Here is an 18,112-nt window from a genome sequence, read left to right on the forward strand (position 1 = left end):
AATGAAAGTTTTGTTTGGCACAGATGGCATTAGAGAGGTCGTTAATGAAAAGTTGACTATTGATTTGGCAATGAAACTTGGAAATTCACTTGCAAGTTTGTTTGGTTCGGAGTATAAAAAATTGTATATCGCAAGAGATACACGAAATTCAGGAGAGGTATTGGAAATGGCCGTTGCTTCAGGAGCATTGGCGGGCGGAATGAATGTAGAATCATGCGGAGTTCTAACCACACCAGGATTGGCGTATATAACTAAGAAAGAAAAGTCTATCGGCGTTGTCATTTCTGCATCTCACAACCCTCCAATGTACAATGGATTAAAAGTTTTTTGTGAAGGGTTTAAAATTTCCGATGAAACAGAAGAAAAATTAGAAGAAATAATTTTGAATGGTTTACTTAAATACTGTGATTATAGAGATATTGGAAGATACATAGAAGATTCCTCAAAAAAAGAATATGTTGATTACGTAGTTTCTTTGTACAAAGAAAATATACAAGGTAATGATTTAAAAATTGCTGTTGATGTGGGTAACGGAGCCGCTGGAGCGATAATAGATGACATTTTTGGCGAACTCGGTTTGAACTATACAGTATACCAAAATGCCCCTGATGGTTTCAATATCAACGAAAACTGTGGTTCTACTTCACCTCAAACTTTGTCTAAAATCGTTAAGGAAGAAAAGTATGATCTTGGAATCTTGTTCGATGGGGATGCGGACAGATGCCTTTTTATCGATCACCACGGTAATCTTGTAGATGGGGATGTTTTGATGGCTATCAATGCTCTGAAATTGAAAGCTCAAGAAAGATTAAAAAACAAGATCGTTGTTGCAACCATTATGAGTAATTTAGGTTTGGAAGAGTATTTAAAGAAAAATGAAATACATCTTCTACGTACAAACGTAGGAGACAAATACGTTTTGGAAAAAATGCTACAAGAAAATGCTACAATCGGAGGCGAACAATCAGGACACATTATATTCCTTGATAGATCTACAACAGGAGACGGAATAATTACGGCTTTAGAGACTTTGGAAACTTTGAAATATTTCTCTAAATCGCTTGATGATTTTCTTCAAGAAATTCCTAAATATCCCCAACACTTGGAAAACGTTACAGTTAAGGATAAAGTAAAAATCATGAAGGACATCAGAATTGAAAATTTAACAAGAAAATACCAAAGTGTTAAAGGATTCAGGATTCTAATCAGACCTTCAGGAACTGAGCCTAAAATAAGAATAATGACCGAAGGATCCAATAAAGAAACAATTGAAAAATGCATCACAGAATTTAACCAACTTATACAAAGTATTGATAACGAGTAAAATAGCTTTAAAAAACGGGGCTTTTTAACACATTAGCCCCGTTTTTTTAATGATTATTCTTGTTTATCTATAGAAAAATTGAATTACGTACCTAACATTATTTCTATAAACTATCAAGGCTACGTAACTGTTCTTTTCAACTGAGGAAGCTATTTTTTCCCAGTCATCAGTATTCTGTATGTCATAATAAACCCCATTAACCGCTATCTCTGTAATAACATCACCTGCTCTTAGCCCAAGAGCGTATGTATCGTCTTGTATTTCTTCAACAATAACTCCTTGAATACTACTTCTTATATTGTATTTTTGTCTATCCTCTGAAGTTATATCTCTAACTACGATTCCAAAATAGGCTTCTACAGCTTCAGGTGTTTGGCTCCCCAAAGTTACATTGAAAGTAATCCTTTCTCCAAACCTATCGACAACTACTTCTACAGTAGTCCCAGCTGGATAAGTGGATATTAAAGAAGTTAAATCGTCCACATTTTCTATTTTTTTGCCATTGACTTCCACTATTACATCATTTACTTTTATACCGGCTTTCTCAGCGGCTCCACCTGGCACCAAATCTTGGACATAGGCTCCTTTGTCTACTTCTAACCCCAAAGATTTTTTCAATTCTTCGGTTATATTGCTGATGTATACACCCAAATAAGCTCTTTGAAAGGATCCGGTTTCCATAACAGAATCAGCAAATCTTTTTGCTATGTTAATAGGAATGGCAAAGCCTATGTTCACGCTTCCTAATTGAGGATCTACTGCGATTGCAGTGTTAATTCCAATGACTTCCCCATGTATATTCAGTAGAGGTCCTCCGCTATTGCCGGGATTAATAGTTGCATCCGTTTGTATCAAATCAACATAGTTCCCATTTCCATCCGGTTTTGGAATGCTTCTATTGGTTGCACTTATAACCCCTGATGTAACGGTGTTTTGTAAACCCAATGGATTACCTATAGCTATCGCGTCTTCGCCAATCTTAATTTTGTCTGAATCACCTAAAGGCAGCGTTGGTAAGTCTTCATCAGCGTTTATCTTAATTATTGCTAAATCGAGATCTTCATCTCCACCTACCAACTCGGCGTCATAGTTTTTTCCATTCGGCAAAGATACAGATATCTGTTCTGCACTTTCTATCACATGATAGTTTGTCAATATGTAGCCTCTTTTATCGAAAATAAAGCCAGATCCCACTCCTTTTGTTTGATACTCTGGCATTTCTTGGCCAAAGAATCTTTCAAAAAATTCTTGAATGTAGGGATCTATTGGAACGGCAGCTGAACGAGTGGATTCAATATTTACAACGGCTGGAGCAGCCTCTTCAACTACGTTAACTACTGGACTTTCGTATCCTTCATTCACAATTGCAAATGATGATATGGAAAGTAAAAATACAGTCAAAATTAACAAGATAGATTTTTTCATAATAGCACCTCCAATTATTTTATTCACTTAAATTATAAACCAACTTCTTAAAAGAAACTTAAAAGCTTGCATTTTTAGTTTTTTCTTTCTATTGTTTTCTACTACCTGGTTTTATTAATTCTAAACCTTGGATACATAAAGGGCAGTTTTCTGGGGAGTAGGTAGCAGCTTTTATAGTAACAAGCGACATGATTTCTCTATTTTCTAAAAACCTTTTAGAAGATCTGTTGACGATGCAGGCGAATGAAATCACATCTCCTCCGTTACTTTCAATCAATTTTGCAACTTCCAACGTCGATTTTCCTGTAGTTATTACGTCTTCTACTATTAGTATTTTGCTTTTATCATTTATAGCTTGACCTCTACGCAAACTCATTTTCCCATTTTCATCTCTCTCAGCGAATAAAAATGGAACGTTTAAAGCTCTTGCTACTTCGTATCCTATGATAATTCCACCTAATGCAGGAGATACAACGTAGTCTATTTTTGACTTTACTTTATCAGCAATTAATTTGCCAAAAAGTTCCGAATACTCTGGATATTTAAGAACTTTTGCACATTGAATATACGTGTCAGAATGTAATCCAGAAGATAATAAAAAGTGCCCCTTTAAAAAGGCCTCAGTGTCTTTTAATATTTCTAATACTTTAGTTTCATCGTATTTTGTATTATCGTTCATTAAGATTTTTTACCTCCTGATATCTCTATTTTATATACTCTAAAACTCATGTTAGCGCCCCTTCACCCCGCAGCCAGCCCATTAGGATTAAAGGGTCTTGGCCCCTTTGACCCGCTCCCCATCCCACAGCTCGGGTTTATCTTTATTTTAAAAATTCGAAAATCTTATCATAAAATTTATTTTTATTGTAAACGCATTCAAATAACTCATGTTTCCCTTTGGAAAAAGGAACTTTCTCGATGTTTGAATTCTTTATCTTCTTATATTCTTCGATGTTGACTATTTTATCTTCCTCTCCAAAAAGCAACAATGTTGGGATATCAACCTTTTCGATTTCTTTTAACGCAATTTCAGCTTCGTCGAACATTTGACGAGCAGTTCGGACGGTTATTTTATCATGTACCAGCGGATCTTTTTTATATAATTCACATGCTTTTTTATCCGTGGATAGGTCATAAGGATTAATTCCATTTGAAAAAGTAAGTGTTGGAAATATCGAGAAAAGGTTTAAAAGCCAACTTAGTTGTCTAATATCCCCCAAGGCAGGAGAAGAGAGAATAAGTTTTTCGGGTTTTTTCTCCGTTATTTCAACGAATCTTGAAGCGATTAACCCCCCAAGAGAGTGTCCAAATAGCAGATATTCTTCTTGAACATAATTTTCTAAAAAAGAATAAATCTCGTAAAAATTCTCTATATCGCCTTTTTTCCCAGTAGTATAACCATGCCCCGGAAGATCGAAGGTAAAAACAGCAATCCCTATCTTATTTAATTGCTGAATAAAATTCACATATCTTCCGGAATATTCTCCAAGACCGTGAATTAGATATAAATTTTTATAGTTATTTGTGTTTGGTAAGTAATATCTATGATATATTTTCATAAACAAATTATATCACAGTTCATAAAGCTTTTTGATTTTCTATCGCTTCCATTATTTCATCATTAGTTTTATGTTTCCTTAATAAACTCAAGATGAATTCTAAAGCCTCTTTTGGGGACATATCGTTGATGAACTTTCTTAGAATAATTGTATTCTTCATCTCATCAGGATTATACAACAATTCTTCTTTTCTTGTACCTGATAATTTTAAGTTTATAGCAGGAAATATTCTCTCATTAGAGATTTCTCTTGATAACACCAGCTCCATATTTCCTGTACCTTTAAATTCTTCAAATATCACTTCATCCATCTTCGATCCAGTTTCTATTAATGCCGTGGCTAAGATGGTCAAACTGCCACCTTCTCTAATCTTTCTTGCAGCGCCAAAGAATTTCTTTGGGAAAATTACAGCGGCAGGATCAAGACCACCACTCAGCAATTTTCCACTGGATGGTACATAAAGATTATATTCACGTGCAACCCTTGTCAAACTATCAACTAAAACAACCACATCGTGACCAAACTCAACTAGCCTCTTAAAGTGGTCCAAAGCCATTTCTGCGATTCTTATTTGATTTTCTGGGTCCATATCAAACGGGGCTGCTATAACGTTAGCATCTACCGTGTCACGAATATCTGTCACCTCTTCAGGCCGTTCGTCTATTAAAAGTATGTACCTTCTAGTATCAGGATAATTTTCGGCAATAGAGTTGGCAATATCTTTTAGCAGCGTAGTTTTACCAGCTTTTGGAGGAGCAACGATTAACCCTCTTTGCCCAAAACCTATAGGAGAGAAAAGATCAATTATTCTTGAGCTGTATGGTGCGTTCTTATGTTCCAAAACCATTCTGGTTTTTGGATACTCAGGAGTTAAATTTTCAAAAGACACTCTATCCCGAGCGTTTTCGGGAGGTAAAGAATTAACCGCTTCTATTCTTAATAAAGCAAAAAATCTTTCGCCTTCTTTTGGAGGCCTTATTTGACCTGCTATTATGTCTCCTGTGAAAAGGTTGAATTTTCTAATCTGAGATTGAGAAACGTATATATCATCAGTTCCCGGCAACAATGAGTTGTCTACGCTTCTCAAGAAACCGTAACCATCCGGAAGTACTTCCAAAATCCCTTCATAAAAAAAGTATCCGATCGATTCAGTTTGTTTTCTTAAAATAGCAAACTTCAATTCGTTTTTTGTCATCTTAGAATAATTGGATATTTCGAGTTTGCGGGCTAATTCGTATAACTCTTTTCTGGTCATTTCGTTTAATTTAGCCATATTAATTTCAATGGCTTGAATATTATCTCTACTTTGTTTCTTTGATACTAAATTGTTAGTATTTTCATCCATGTGAATCCTCCTCATTACATTTAGTTTTTGCTGCGCCCTGTAACCTCTTTAAAGGCAAATTCTTTCTTCTATTAGCGCCCCTTTGCCCCCAGCCCGCCCTTCTAAGGAAGGGAATTTTTTACCCTTTCATTCCCTTCACATCCATCTAATTTCCACCCACAAATTATTCCTTTATAGATGTAGGCAGTCGTCTGCTAGCGTTCGAATATAGCATACAGATCATAATTTATTAATAAACTTTGTGAGCATATCACATAATAAGAACGAAGTAATCCCTTAATAGAACAAAAGGGCAGTCACAGAAATAGTACAGTGTGGAGAACAAGAAATATTCTTGGCAGAATCTAAATGAAGTCCATCCGTAATTCAAGAAACATAAATTAAAAAGTATCAATCACAAGAAAACTTTTTAAAAGCCAACCGATTTATTTTAGGGCATTAAGAATCGGCTTTTAGGGAAGTTACGTCTGGAGCAAAGACTTTGTGTTCTGCACCTTGATTTTCAATCTGGTTTCCATGGTTATCTAAAATTACTTCACCATCAAAATTTTCTTTGAGTGCATATTCTAAAGATATGAGCCCAATTTCCAATTGTTCTTTTTCAGGTTCCTTGGTAGTAATTTTTTGAAGCAACAATCCTGGATAGGCAAGAATTTTTCCTATTTTTGTGTCAATGATTTTTGCAGTAAACCTTTGAAATTCGTAAGCTAAACCTGCAACTAGTGGAAGAAGTACTATTCTAGAAATTACTTTCTGCAAAGTTGAATTGAAGCCTAATCCACCCGTTATAGCAAAAACAATAATCGAAGCAAAAACCGTAATTATCAAGAAACTAGTACCACATCTAGGATGCAAGGTTGGGTATTTTTTGGCGTATTTGACCTCTAAAGGCTCATTGTTTTCGTAGGTAAATACACTTTTGTGTTCGGCTCCATGGTATTGAAAAACTCTTTTTATATCTTTCATGAAAGAAATACCCCAGATGTAGGCAACAACCAAAAACGCTCTTATAAAGCCTTCAGTGAAAGCAAACCAAAATTCAGATTCGATGTTGAAGGGTTTGGTTATAAACACAGGTAAAACACCGAACCCTAAAGTTGCAACTGCAACAGCAAGTAATATGGCAATAACCATATCTTTTGTAGTTAATTCTTCCTCTTCTTCTCCGGATACTTTAGCCGAATAAGATAATGCGTTCATACCAATTATCATTGCATGTAGTAATACAAAAAAACCTCTAATAATAGGTATTTTTTCCCAAATCCCCCAAGAGTTATCCTTTAACCTTTTAACTGCTATACTTCCGTCTTTTCTTTTTACTGCGACTACGGTATTTCTTCCTTTCATCATTACGCCTTCAATAACCGCTTGTCCACCTACGGTTTTAGGTTTTGGTTTCACTAGATTGAATCCTCCTTAAAATCTCTTCTGCAACACCTTGTTCAGTAACTACATAGTAAAATTTTATAGCCTCTTTGTCTATTCCATTGTTCTTATTAAGTACTTGAGATGCCATTCTACGCAGCTTGTATCTTTCACCGTTATCTAATTTTGTAATATCTTTTATAATATCAAAAAGATGCGTGTTTTGTGAACACGCTTCAATGATTTCCAATATTGCTTTCTCGTTTTCATTCATTTTTACTGTTGAGAATACTCTTCTGGGGAAATATTTTCAGAAACCTTCGCCACCACTTTGAACTTAATACCCGTTCTTTTTTCCGAACCTACTTCAACCTCCACAAAACCAGGGATAACGTATATCTCCTTCCCTTTAGCCTCGATAAATCTCTTTGCAATGGCAATAGCCTTCACTGCTTGATTAACTGCTCCAGCTCCAATAGCTTGTAGTTCAACCTCGTCTGTTTTTGACAGAACTCCTGCTATAGCTCCAGCAACTTTGTTCGGTGCAGATGAATGACTGACTTTTAACACTTCCATGTCTTGGCTCCTCCTTTGTGGACAGGCTATATATTTATTTTACCATAAATTTTAATAATGTCAAAGAAAAAATTGAAAAAAGAATATCGAAATGATATAATTAAAAAGAAACAGCCTCACGGCAAGTAATGAAGTCAATATTTGCTGCATTATTTTAAGGGAAAACGGTGAAAATCCGTTACGGTCGCGCCACCGTAATCGGGGACGAAACTTACAAAAGCCACTGGAAAGATCCGGGAAGGCGTAAGGAGTAGAGTGATCCGAAAGTCGGGAGACCTAAATAATGCAGGTTTTTCTATCTCTTCGCGCCAAAGAGATAGAAAAAATGTTTAAATGGCGCTAATTTATATAAGGAGGCCATTTGGTATGAGGAAGGTGTTATTTACATTTTTTACGATTTTGTTGTCGGTTGTTTTGACCGCAGAGTATTTGATGGTGGATGATCTTGGAAGATTAGTCTCTTTTGAGGGAGAGGTTAACAGGGTTATTTCCGCCGCACCCGCTGTATCTGATTATATCAAATATTTAGGCTTAGAGGAAAAAGTAGTAGGCGTAACAGATTGGGATACCCATATAGATGCTGAAAAAATTGGTAATTTAGTGCCTTTAAATCTCGAAAAAATAGTTTCTTTGAATCCGGATGTTGTTTTTTTAACTGGAGGGTTTCAAGAACCTGAGATTAGTAGATTGGAAAGATACAATATCAAATCCTTTGTGATTAATCCAGTTAATTTTAATGATATCTATAGGGATATTGTATTAATTGGCAGTATCTTAGGCGAGAGAGAAAAAGCTCAAACTCTTTCAAATAAACTAAGACAAAATGTTTTAAATATAGCCAAAAGTTCTTTCACTTGGAAAAATAAACCAACGGTTTTATATTTAATGGTTCAAAATAATGTAGCTGAAATTTGGACGGCAGGAACTGGTTCATATATAAATGAGTTAATTGCTTACGCTGGAGGATTAAATTTAGCCGCTCCATATACTGGGAACAATGGTTTTTTACTGGTAGGTCCTGAATTCGTCGTTGCCCAAAATCCTGATATCATAATTGTTTCCTCTTATTATGAAGGCGACGAAACCTCTAAAAATACTATCTTGAATGCCAAACAATTTGAAAATGTAAAAGCTGTTAAAGAAGGAAAAATAGTTATGGTCGATGGTAACAAAATGCATCAAGCTTCTCCCTCTCTGATCGATGTCCTTGAACAATTATACGAGTATTTTGGTGAAAACAGATGAAAATTATCCAAAAACAAGGGGATCTACCCCTTGTTTTATTTCTTATAATCTCTAGCTTTTTATTAATTTTACTTTTCACATCTTTTGGGAGTGTAAAGGTTCCTGTTAGAGATATCTTTACCTCTTTAATAGGTAAAAACAGCAATGATATTTACAACAATTTGATTTTAAACATAAGACTTCCAAGAGTAGTTGGTAGTTTCCTTGTAGGCAGCATATTGGCAGTTTCCGGGAATGTCTTACAATTGGTAGTACAAAATCCCCTAGCAGATCCATACATTTTAGGAATCTCTTCAGGAGCTAGCTTCGGTGCTGTGTTATACACAGCGTTAAGCAGCATTTATGGTCTTTCTCTTTTCCTTGGATTAGAAGCTTTTTCTTTTATTTTTGGTATATTAGCAACATTTATTGTTTTAATATTGGCTCGACAGGGTAAAAAGCTTCCCGTTTTATCTCTAATACTAAGCGGGGTAATAATTAGTTTTTTGTTTAACTCATTTACTACACTTTTTACTGTGATGTATTGGGGAAACTTAATTCACGTCAACACATGGTTGATGGGAAGCACAGGAGATTTAATTTGGAGCGATAATTTAAAATTTTTTTTTACACTCATCATTCAATTTATTTTAGTTTTATTATTTTCCAAACGATTGAACGTTCTTTCGATGGGAGATGACATGGCGGTATTTTCGGGAATAAATCCCGATCGATTGAAACTTTTTTTGATTGTAATAAACGTTTTCGCGGTATCTTTCACTGTATCCCAGGTGGGAATAATAGGTTTTGTAGGACTTATAATCCCTCATATAGTAAGAATGGTTAAAGGGCCATATTCGCTTGTTTCAAACTTATATTCACTCTTCATTGGAGGAATGTTTTTAATGTCTGCAGATTTTGTTTCCAGAACACTATTTGCTCCTACAGAACTTCCTATCGGTGTGGTAACCTCAATAGTAGGTGCCCCAATATTCATTTTTGTAATGAGGAGAAAAGAAAAAATATGATAACATTTAACAACGTCCGTTTCACTTATGGGAATGGCTTTTTTTTGAAAATTGATGATTTAAAAATAGTAAAAGGAGATATTGTTTCTATAATTGGCCCAAATGGAGCAGGTAAAAGTACTCTTATCAAGATTCTTTCAGGAATTCTGAAAAATTACAAAGGAGAAATAATACTAAACCATAGTGAATTAAAGAATTATTCTTACAAAGAGCTATCAAAAAAGGTAGCAGTTGTACCACAAGAATTCAACACTTCTTTCGATTACGATTTGGAAAGTATCGTTTCAACGTCAAGAATACCTTTCTCAAATGGAATAACCTTTTTTGAATCCGAACAGGACAAAAGGATTATCGATGAAGCCCTTCAAACTGTTGGACTAGTAAATTATAAAAACAAGCCATTTTCATCAATGTCTGGAGGAGAAAAGCAAAAAGTTATGATTGCTCGAGCAATTGCCCAACAAACTCCCATATTACTTTTAGATGAATTCTCCTCGCATTTAGATCCCGGTTACACTCAAAGTCTCTTAAAAATTGTTAAGGAAATGGTCACCAAAGAAAGGAAAACAGTTCTAGCAGTATTTCATGATGTGAACAACGCGGCATTATTCTCGGATAAAATAATAGTTATGAAGAATGGATCTGTTAAATATTCGGGTACACCAGCAGAGGTATTAAATGAATCTGTCATGAATGAAATCTTTGAAATGGATGCTTATATTATAAAACATCCAATAAAAAAAGTTCCTCAAATTTTATTCAAATAAGGTGTGAAAATGGCTACTATCGATGTAATAGGTGGAATCTTTTTAGACATTTATATACTTAAAAATGATGGTTATCACAATTCAAAAATTTTACAACTTCCGGGAGGATCGGCATTAAATGTGGCTATCGGTCTTTCTCAATTAGGCCATAATGTAAGAATATTCGGCAATGTTGGCAAAGATTTTGTTGGTAAGTTTTTATTAGAGAGTCTATCCTTTCATGCTGTTAATGTTGAATGGATAAAGAGGGTTGATCAAAACACCGCTACTTTCATTACAATAAACGAAAAGCCAATTGCAATAGATAGAAGAATAAATGATTTAGACTTGATTATACCAAAGAAAAAATCAGAGTATCTCTTCATCACTACCGAAATTAATGAACGCATAATAAACAGCGATATTTTTCAGAATTACAAAAAAACCTTTTTTGATATAGGTCCTAGGCCAAAGTTAATAAATAAAAGGTGTGAAAATGTGTTTTTTATTGGTAACGAAGAAGAGTGTGAAAATTTTCTGTTTAATTGCGATGTTGTAAAGCTAGGGGAAAAAGGGGCCAAATGGGGTGAAAAAATAGTAGCATTATCTGGCAAAAAAACGCCATATGGAGTCGGTATGGGTGACGTGTTTGATACAGTCTTAATAGACGGAATTTTGAATAATTTAGAAAAAGAACAAATCCTACATAATGCTGTGAACGCTACTCAAAGAATTTCGCAATACTTAGGTGCTTACAACAAAATTATCAATATGAAGTATTAATAATTGTTCTATTGACTTTTAGCCGCTAAAGCTTCCTTCTTTTTACCGTATTCTATCACGTCTTTTAAAGTAATGTTAGATAACTCGTTAAATATTGCATCTTGTACCCTTCTCCAGACAAACTCTACGGGACAATTATTTTGATTTTCACATTCACCTTCGGAAATACAATCGTAAGAGCTCAATGGTACTTCTAAGACTTCTACAATTTCTGAAAGATTGATTTCTTCAGGTGCTTTTGTAAAATAAAATCCTCCAAATTTACCTTTTTCTGAAGCAACTATTTTAGTTTTTTTTAATTCGGCAAATATTTTTGCCAAAAATTCTTGTGAAATACCAGAACTTTCCGCGATCTTCGAGATTGAGATTTTGGTGTTTTTCTCTTCTTTGTTTCTACTCTGAAGTTTATACATTTCATACAAACCACGTATAGCATAACAGCTCTTTATTGTTAACGACATAAAACTCCCCGCCTTTATTCTTGTTTTATAAACAATCCACTTTCCCTTAAACTCCTATATTCAATCTTTTTTAAGCAACTGTGATTTCATTGCAGAGATAAACATCTTGTATGGCATTCAATATTTCTATTCCTTCTTTCATTGGTTTTTGAAACGCCTTTCGTCCACTTATAAGTCCCATGCCTCCAGCTCTTTTATTGATAACAGCGGTTTTTACAGCGTTAGCTAAATCATTTTCTCCTGAAGGTCCTCCGGAATTAATCAATCCAATTCTTCCCATATAATTGTTAACAACTTGGTATCGGGCCAAATCAATTGGATGATCTGAGACTAAGTCTGTATACATTTTTTTGCTGAATTTTCCGTATTTTTCTTCTTCGTTTAATGCTGTATAACCTCCGTTTATTTGAGGTAATTTTTGTTTAACTATATCGGCTTCTATCGTAACCCCTAAGTGATTTGCCTGTCCTGTTAAATCAGCACTTACGTGATAATCTTTCCCGTTTCTTACAAACGCATTGTTTCTCAAATATGCCCATAATACTGTTGCCATGCCTAATTCATGTGCCTCATGAAAAGCTTTACTGATTTCAACTATCTGCCTATCACTTTCCTTGGAACCAAAGTATATAGTTGCTCCGATAGCCGTAGCTCCCAATTCAAATGCTTGCTTCACGTTGGCAAAGAGTATTTGATCATAAGTATTAGGATAAGTTAAAAGTTCATTGTGGTTAATTTTTACGATAAACGGTATCTTATGAGCATACTTTCTAGCCACACTTCCTAAAACCCCTAGAGTAGAAGCAACCGCATTACAGCCACCTTCAATAGCTAATTTTACAATATTTTCAGGATCAAAATAGATGGGATTAGGAGCAAAGGAGGCACCCGCCGAATGTTCTATTCCTTGATCAACAGGAAGAATTGACAAGTAACCCGTATTAGCCAATCTGCCGTGATCAAATAAAAGTTGTAAACTTTTTAAAACTTGAGGTGATCTATCTGAGTTTACAAAAATTCTATCTACCCAATCTGAACCAGGAAGATACAATTGATCTTTCGAAATCTTTGGTGAATTAAAGTTCAGTAATTCATCTGCCTCCTCAGCAAGAAGATTTCGAATAACGTCGATATCCATAAGTTTTTCCTCCTTTTAAGTCTTTTAAGCGCCCTTTGCCCCGCTCCCCACCCATAAGGAAAAGGGTTTTATTCTTTTGACCACAACCCACTCTTCTAAGGAAAGATCCTGCGGTCCCATTGCCCTGCAGCCTGTCCAGAAAATCATAGGAGTCTTTAACTTTTCACCCTGCCACCCGCTCTAACAGAAAACGGCATTCTTTTCACAATCATCGGTATAAATAACAGTTGAAGAATTATACCTGGAATTCCAAACACATAACTCATTAAAATTGAAGTTAAAGGACTAAGATTTATGTTAAGTATTATTCCTATGGTGTAGTAAGCTATCATATATACACCTCTACCTATCAACATAGATACTATTAAATCAAAATATATGTTTTTCTTATTTAAAAGTCCTGATATAAATCCATAGGTTGCAACTTCTATGGTCATAAATATGAAAACAGGGAATGGTGGCATACCGAAAAGTAAAAAATTTAAAACAGGCATTAAAGCCCCTACAAGTAATCCAATCGTTGCCCCTTCCATGATACCAGCCATTAAAGCAACAAAATGCAACGGTAAGATTATAGTTCCCAGCATTGGATTACCGATGCTATGAACCAAAAAGGAAAAAACAACAACTCCCAACGCTATATACACAGGTGATCTTGCAACTCTTCTTAGGGTTGTCTGGTGAGCGGTAGCATTCTCCATGTAAATCACCTCCATTTTGATATATGGATCTAAACTGTAATTAAATTTTTGAATGTATAACTGTTTTGTTTTGAATATGGTACTACTTGAAACAAATCTATGTTGAAACAAAATTCCAGATCATCTTTGAGCCCAAGATTTTTAAGCCTTTTGGAATGATCGGAATTCATGACATAACTTCTCTTGCTTTTAGTTAAATTTAAAGATATTTTCGCACCATCATTTAAGTTGTAAGTATGTTTTTCCATGATTTTTTGAACAAACAATCCAGCCAGATATGAATCTTCTAAAGAAACGACCCCATTGGTGCCAGAGCAAACTATGCCAATATTTTGAAAATCTTTTTGTACTATGAAATCCACTACAGAAGAGAAATTCAGCAATGAAAGCGCAATTGTATCTCCCAGTTCGTTTATTTTTTTCATTGCTTTAGATCCGTTGGAAGTAGTTAGTACAATTGATTTTTTCCTTATTTTATCAGAATTATTTAAAAATTCCAAAGGAGAATTGCCAAAATCAAAACCTTCTAACTTAATGGCTCCTCTTTCGCCTGAGAGTAAATATCCCATATTTTTCAATTCTTTTGCCACATCGATGTCGTCCGTTACAAAAATTTCTTCTGCACCACAATGGACTAACGCAGATATACTAGAAGTAGCCCTTAAAAGATCGATAAGGATATAGATCTGATGATTTTTTATATTCTCATTAGGTAGAAAATAGACATTCATTTCTCGCTCAAAAAGACTTTCTTCTGTTATCTTAATCGATCTCCTTTTCTTCTGGAGTGAGATAGGTTTCTAGCCCATAATATTCGAGATGCCACGTTTCGTTTAAAGAAGCTAAAATGTATCTATAATCTCCTTCATATATAACGTGTGAAACAGATGTATTGTCAACTCTAAAAGAGGTATGTTGATTAAGTGGAATATTAAGAATCCAGGAAATAATAGTCCTAATAGCTAAACCATGTGCAACCACGACTATTTTATCCTCTAAGTTATGCTCTTTAACAATTCTTTTTATAGCCCTTACAGCCCTTCTTTGAACATCACCTAAAGCCTCAACACCATCCACCACTGCCCAGATATCCTTATGCCAATACTCTAATTGCTCTTTGTAATTAAGAAGTATCTCTTCTAACTTTTTCCCATCCCAATTTCCTATATCGCATTCACTCAAATCAGGATCTTTTTTTATTTGCAAATTATGGTACTGATTTATGATTTCTGCCGTTTTAATAGCCCTTTGTAGAACGGATGTATACATTCCATCTATTTTCATATTTTTGAATCTTTCTGCGGTTGCCTTAGCCTGACTAATTCCTTCTTCATCAAGTTCTACGTCTCTTTGACCTTGCCAAATTCCCATTTTGTTCCAAAGGGTAGCTCCATGTCTTACTAAATAAATATCCAAAACTCGTACACCTCCAATTATTCCCATTCAATTGTAGCAGGGGGTTTTGATGAAATATCGTAAACCACTCTGGTAATTGCTTCAACTTCGTTGGTTATTCTGCTGGAAACCAAGTCCAAAATTTCAAATGGAATTTTAGACCAATCTGCGGTCATACCTTCCACACTATCAACAGATCTTAAAGCTGCTACATAACCATAACTCCTTTTATCACCAGTTATACCAACCGTTTTTACCGGTATTAAAACAGCGAAAGCCTGCCATACCTTATCGTACCACCCTGTTTCTTTAAGAGTTTTTATAAAAATACTATCTACCTTTTTTAAAATTGTTAATTTTTCTTCGTTTATTTCTCCAATGATTCGAATCGCCAATCCAGGACCTGGAAATGGATGCCTGTACAATATCTCTCTTGGGAGACCTAAGATTTCTCCAACGCTTCTGACTTCGTCTTTGAATAGCTCTTTAAGTGGTTCAACTATTTTTAAATCTATATCCTCTGGAAGTCCTCCCACGTTGTGATGACTCTTTATTTTGAATGTCTTTTTCCCGGATTTTGCACTTTCTATGACATCTGAATATATTGTTCCCTGTATTAAATACTCACAGTCTTTTTCTTTTTTGGCCTCTTGCTCAAAAACCCTTATAAACTCTTCACCTATAATCTTACGTTTTTGTTCAGGATCTGTAACCCTTTTTAATTTGCTTAAAAATCGCTCTTGGGCATCTACAGTTGTCAAATTCAAACCCATATAATCTCTGAACGTACTTTCAACTTCTTCAACCTCGTTCATTCTCAAAAGGCCATGGTTTACAAAGATGGCTTTCAGGTTATTGCCTATAGCCCTATGGGTTAGTACAGCCGCAACTGATGAATCTACTCCCCCTGATAAAGCTATAATTGCTTTTTTATCACCGATAGTATCTCTTATTTCCTTTATCTTATTTTCAACAAAATCCATCAAAGTCCATGAACCTTTCAACCCACATATGCCGTGAATGAAATTTTTTAATATATCAGCACCAAATTCAGTATGTCTAACTTCGGGGTGAAATTGGATGCAGTATATATTTTCTGATTCGCTTTCAAAAGAAGAGATGATATTGTTTGAGGTGAGAGAAGTTATTTTAAATTTCTCGGGAACTTGAGTCACCATATCCTTGTGGCTCATCCACACGTTAAATGTATTGGGAATCTTTTTAAATAAGAGGGATTGATCAGTTATGGTAATTTTCGTTTTTCCATACTCAGCTATACCTCTTTGTTCGACCTTTCCACCAAGTTTTTTCGCCATAAGCTGCATCCCATAACAAATACCTAAAATAGGAAGTTTGGCGTTCAAAATTTCATCTGATATATCGGGTGCATCGATATCATAAACGCTGTCTGGTCCACCTGATAAGATTATGCCTTTCACATTGTTAAGGGATATATTATCGTCATATTGAATTACTTCTGAAAATACCCCCAAATCTCTAATCCTTTTTGCTAAAAGCTGAGTGTACTGAGAACCATAATCTACGACAAGAATCTTTTCCATCTAGGAACCTCCGAAATTGATATATTTTAATTATAAACCAACACAATCATGAAATTATAACCTTTTGCTTTTTATCAGGTTCGTATGAAGATAAATCCCTGTTTTTGTATAATAAAGTGTAGATATTACTTGCTAAAAAATCGTATTCAATCTGATTTAAATAAATTTCAGGAATACTTTGATACCTTTTTTTGCTTGATAATAACTTGTCGTTTAATCTATTATATGTTTTTCTGTATGTCGATGGGGTAGTAATAATTGGATAAGCAGAAAGATTTTTCATTTTACCCAGCAACTCTTGACCCTTCTTTGTGAAGGCTAAAACCCTTAAATATTGTGGTCCATGACTGTTGTATAATTTTACATCTTTCTCTTTTAAATCAAAAAAAATCTTTAAAAGAGTCCTTTTCACCCTTGTCAACGTAAACCTTTTCGTCTTGACGTTTTTTACTAATTCTGTGAGGTTGGAACTTATTTTGGAAAATTTTGAGTATCTAGTCTCTAATCCTTCTTTTACACCGTCTATTTGCATTAACTCTTCTTTTTTCATCATTCGCAGCTTGGCTAAAATCATATCTCTCATATTTTCAAACATGATTGGAGCTTTACCTTTTTCAATCTCCCTAAGTAGAACTTCATATGAAAGGGATGGAACTCCCTGTTTAACTTTGCTCATCTCGTTTTTTTCTATAAGATTTCGTATTGCAGTGGCGCTGGAAATTTCACCTGTGAATTCTTTTTGATTGTATCCCGCCTTTATTCTTTGAATAGTATGTGGAACTATCTTTGAATCATATAATTTTAAAGCATTTAAATACTCTACACCTAAGATATCGTTTGATTGTTCTAATATATCTATTACATTGTGTTCGTAATTTGAAGATTCTAAATATTCAACTAAAGCAAATTTGCGAGCGTTTGGAAATGATAAACCTTTTTTTAAATTCTTGTTGAGTAACTTTTTAAAAGTTTTGGGTTGCTCGTATAAAATGGTCGATATTTTATCCAAAACTTCTAAATTACTCGATTCACTACCAAAAACAATATCTGTAACAACGTTAGTTCTCTCTAATATTCCTATGGTCCCTGTAGCAAAGCCGCTTGCATCTTGTATACAATAGACAAAAGGCAATTCGAAGACGATGTCTACTCCCATATTTATTGCAACTTCAGCTCGAGAAAACTTATCCAAGATTGCAGGTTCTCCTCTTTGGACAAAATTCCCGCTCATTACAGCGATTGTATAATCAGGGTTAATTAAAGTTTTAGCTTCTCTCAAATGATAAAGGTGCCCGTTGTGAAAAGGATTGTATTCAACTACTACACCTAAAACTCTCAAAGTTGATCTCCTTTTTAAAAAAATAGCCTTTTATATTTATTATACCAGTTTTGTATGCATCATTTGCTACACAAATGAAAATTATGGATATAGCTTTTAAAACATTAGGAATAAGACTTTTTGCAAAAAGCAGCAAAAACT

19 protein-coding genes and 1 riboswitch are annotated in these 18,112 nt (G+C 34.6%); of the genes, 5 read left to right on the forward strand and 14 right to left on the reverse strand.

Annotated features, from left to right (window positions below; all coding sequences use genetic code 11):
* Position 1: 1 nt before the first annotated feature.
* Positions 2 to 1,324, forward strand: coding sequence for a phosphoglucosamine mutase (glmM, locus tag ACW9JY_RS00545; protein WP_103076583.1), 1,323 nt, complete (start codon positions 2 to 4; stop codon positions 1,322 to 1,324).
* Between the two features lie 63 nt (positions 1,325 to 1,387).
* On the opposite strand, the gene ACW9JY_RS00550 is transcribed toward glmM, so the two are convergent.
* From ACW9JY_RS00550 to ACW9JY_RS00580, 7 genes are all read right to left on the reverse strand, one after another.
* The gene (locus ACW9JY_RS00550) at positions 1,388 to 2,749 is read right to left on the reverse strand and encodes a Do family serine endopeptidase (RefSeq protein WP_457282974.1); all 1,362 of its coding nucleotides are present in this window, start codon (positions 2,747 to 2,749) and stop codon (positions 1,388 to 1,390) included.
* An 88-nt stretch (positions 2,750 to 2,837) separates the two neighbouring features.
* Complete coding sequence (gene pyrE, locus ACW9JY_RS00555; RefSeq protein ID WP_103076581.1) at positions 2,838 to 3,428, reverse strand: orotate phosphoribosyltransferase; 591 nt, start codon at positions 3,426 to 3,428, stop codon at positions 2,838 to 2,840.
* Positions 3,429 to 3,570: 142 nt separating this feature from the next.
* On the reverse strand, positions 3,571 to 4,308 hold the full coding sequence (locus ACW9JY_RS00560) for an alpha/beta fold hydrolase (RefSeq protein ID WP_457282975.1): 738 nt from the start codon (positions 4,306 to 4,308) through the stop codon (positions 3,571 to 3,573).
* Positions 4,309 to 4,327: 19 nt separating this feature from the next.
* Positions 4,328 to 5,653, reverse strand: coding sequence for a transcription termination factor Rho (rho, locus tag ACW9JY_RS00565; protein WP_211286422.1), 1,326 nt, complete (start codon positions 5,651 to 5,653; stop codon positions 4,328 to 4,330).
* Between the two features lie 438 nt (positions 5,654 to 6,091).
* Positions 6,092 to 7,054, reverse strand: a complete 963-nt coding sequence (locus tag ACW9JY_RS00570) for a DUF1385 domain-containing protein (protein WP_103076579.1) — start codon at positions 7,052 to 7,054, stop codon at positions 6,092 to 6,094.
* Positions 7,038 to 7,292, reverse strand: a complete 255-nt coding sequence (locus tag ACW9JY_RS00575; protein WP_103076578.1) for a hypothetical protein — start codon at positions 7,290 to 7,292, stop codon at positions 7,038 to 7,040. The genes ACW9JY_RS00570 and ACW9JY_RS00575 overlap by 17 nt, the downstream gene beginning before the upstream one ends.
* Before the next feature lie 2 nt (positions 7,293 to 7,294).
* Positions 7,295 to 7,594 carry a stage V sporulation protein S gene (locus ACW9JY_RS00580; RefSeq protein WP_103076577.1) on the reverse strand — a complete coding sequence of 100 codons (300 nt, stop codon included), beginning with the start codon at positions 7,592 to 7,594 and terminating at the stop codon, positions 7,295 to 7,297.
* Positions 7,595 to 7,728: 134 nt separating this feature from the next.
* Positions 7,729 to 7,892, forward strand: a riboswitch (cobalamin riboswitch).
* A 68-nt stretch (positions 7,893 to 7,960) separates the two neighbouring features.
* Between ACW9JY_RS00580 and ACW9JY_RS00585 the strand changes: the two genes are divergently transcribed.
* The 4 genes from ACW9JY_RS00585 to ACW9JY_RS00600 are packed head-to-tail and all read left to right on the forward strand — an operon-like array spanning position 7,961 to position 11,375.
* Positions 7,961 to 8,839, forward strand: a complete 879-nt coding sequence (locus tag ACW9JY_RS00585; RefSeq protein WP_457282976.1) for an ABC transporter substrate-binding protein — start codon at positions 7,961 to 7,963, stop codon at positions 8,837 to 8,839.
* Positions 8,836 to 9,846, forward strand: a complete 1,011-nt coding sequence (locus ACW9JY_RS00590; RefSeq protein WP_457282977.1) for a FecCD family ABC transporter permease — start codon at positions 8,836 to 8,838, stop codon at positions 9,844 to 9,846. Before ACW9JY_RS00585 ends, ACW9JY_RS00590 begins: the two co-directional genes overlap by 4 nt.
* Positions 9,843 to 10,613, forward strand: coding sequence for an ABC transporter ATP-binding protein (locus ACW9JY_RS00595; protein ID WP_457282978.1), 771 nt, complete (start codon positions 9,843 to 9,845; stop codon positions 10,611 to 10,613). The genes ACW9JY_RS00590 and ACW9JY_RS00595 overlap by 4 nt, the downstream gene beginning before the upstream one ends.
* Positions 10,614 to 10,622: 9 nt before the next feature.
* Positions 10,623 to 11,375, forward strand: a complete 753-nt coding sequence (locus tag ACW9JY_RS00600; RefSeq protein WP_457282979.1) for a PfkB family carbohydrate kinase — start codon at positions 10,623 to 10,625, stop codon at positions 11,373 to 11,375.
* 8 nt (positions 11,376 to 11,383) lie between these two features.
* On the opposite strand, the gene ACW9JY_RS00605 is transcribed toward ACW9JY_RS00600, so the two are convergent.
* The 7 genes from ACW9JY_RS00605 to ACW9JY_RS00635 all read right to left on the reverse strand — a co-directional run bounded on the left by ACW9JY_RS00605 (position 11,384) and on the right by ACW9JY_RS00635 (position 17,971).
* Positions 11,384 to 11,836 carry an RrF2 family transcriptional regulator gene (locus ACW9JY_RS00605; protein WP_457282980.1) on the reverse strand — a complete coding sequence of 151 codons (453 nt, stop codon included), beginning with the start codon at positions 11,834 to 11,836 and terminating at the stop codon, positions 11,384 to 11,386.
* A gap of 70 nt (positions 11,837 to 11,906) precedes the next feature.
* A complete protein-coding gene (locus tag ACW9JY_RS00610; RefSeq protein ID WP_457282981.1) occupies positions 11,907 to 12,974 on the reverse strand; it encodes a class I fructose-bisphosphate aldolase in 1,068 nt (355 codons plus the stop codon).
* A gap of 155 nt (positions 12,975 to 13,129) precedes the next feature.
* Entirely contained in the window at positions 13,130 to 13,675 is a 546-nt protein-coding gene (locus ACW9JY_RS00615) for an ECF transporter S component (RefSeq protein WP_103076931.1), read from the reverse strand.
* A 29-nt stretch (positions 13,676 to 13,704) separates the two neighbouring features.
* On the reverse strand, positions 13,705 to 14,406 hold the full coding sequence (locus ACW9JY_RS00620; RefSeq protein ID WP_103076932.1) for a 2-phosphosulfolactate phosphatase: 702 nt from the start codon (positions 14,404 to 14,406) through the stop codon (positions 13,705 to 13,707).
* A gap of 31 nt (positions 14,407 to 14,437) precedes the next feature.
* Entirely contained in the window at positions 14,438 to 15,091 is a 654-nt protein-coding gene (locus tag ACW9JY_RS00625) for a histidine phosphatase family protein (RefSeq protein ID WP_169925139.1), read from the reverse strand.
* 17 nt (positions 15,092 to 15,108) lie between these two features.
* Complete coding sequence (gene guaA, locus ACW9JY_RS00630; protein WP_457282982.1) at positions 15,109 to 16,632, reverse strand: glutamine-hydrolyzing GMP synthase; 1,524 nt, start codon at positions 16,630 to 16,632, stop codon at positions 15,109 to 15,111.
* Between the two features lie 46 nt (positions 16,633 to 16,678).
* Positions 16,679 to 17,971 (reverse strand): nucleotidyltransferase, encoded by a 1,293-nt coding sequence (locus ACW9JY_RS00635; protein WP_103076935.1) that lies wholly within the window; start codon positions 17,969 to 17,971, stop codon positions 16,679 to 16,681.
* Positions 17,972 to 18,112 lie beyond the last annotated feature (141 nt).

The sequence above is a fragment of the Petrotoga sp. DB-2 genome (assembly GCF_054051725.1).

Bases quoted from the DNA above. Each gene is read 5' to 3' on its own strand.
- glmM (WP_103076583.1), top strand. From the start codon at position 2: ATGAAAGTTTTGTTTGGCACAGATGGCATTAGAGAGGTCGTTAATGAA.
- ACW9JY_RS00550 (WP_457282974.1), bottom strand. From the start codon at position 2,749: ATGAAAAAATCTATCTTGTTAATTTTGACTGTATTTTTACTTTCCATA.
- pyrE (WP_103076581.1), bottom strand. From the start codon at position 3,428: ATGAACGATAATACAAAATACGATGAAACTAAAGTATTAGAAATATTA.
- ACW9JY_RS00560 (WP_457282975.1), bottom strand. From the start codon at position 4,308: ATGAAAATATATCATAGATATTACTTACCAAACACAAATAACTATAAA.
- rho (WP_211286422.1), bottom strand. From the start codon at position 5,653: ATGGATGAAAATACTAACAATTTAGTATCAAAGAAACAAAGTAGAGAT.
- ACW9JY_RS00575 (WP_103076578.1), bottom strand. From the start codon at position 7,292: ATGAATGAAAACGAGAAAGCAATATTGGAAATCATTGAAGCGTGTTCA.
- ACW9JY_RS00580 (WP_103076577.1), bottom strand. From the start codon at position 7,594: ATGGAAGTGTTAAAAGTCAGTCATTCATCTGCACCGAACAAAGTTGCT.
- ACW9JY_RS00585 (WP_457282976.1), top strand. From the start codon at position 7,961: ATGAGGAAGGTGTTATTTACATTTTTTACGATTTTGTTGTCGGTTGTT.
- ACW9JY_RS00590 (WP_457282977.1), top strand. From the start codon at position 8,836: ATGAAAATTATCCAAAAACAAGGGGATCTACCCCTTGTTTTATTTCTT.
- ACW9JY_RS00595 (WP_457282978.1), top strand. From the start codon at position 9,843: ATGATAACATTTAACAACGTCCGTTTCACTTATGGGAATGGCTTTTTT.
- ACW9JY_RS00600 (WP_457282979.1), top strand. From the start codon at position 10,623: ATGGCTACTATCGATGTAATAGGTGGAATCTTTTTAGACATTTATATA.
- ACW9JY_RS00605 (WP_457282980.1), bottom strand. From the start codon at position 11,836: ATGTCGTTAACAATAAAGAGCTGTTATGCTATACGTGGTTTGTATGAA.
- ACW9JY_RS00610 (WP_457282981.1), bottom strand. From the start codon at position 12,974: ATGGATATCGACGTTATTCGAAATCTTCTTGCTGAGGAGGCAGATGAA.
- ACW9JY_RS00615 (WP_103076931.1), bottom strand. From the start codon at position 13,675: ATGGAGAATGCTACCGCTCACCAGACAACCCTAAGAAGAGTTGCAAGA.
- ACW9JY_RS00620 (WP_103076932.1), bottom strand. From the start codon at position 14,406: ATGAATGTCTATTTTCTACCTAATGAGAATATAAAAAATCATCAGATC.
- guaA (WP_457282982.1), bottom strand. From the start codon at position 16,632: ATGGAAAAGATTCTTGTCGTAGATTATGGTTCTCAGTACACTCAGCTT.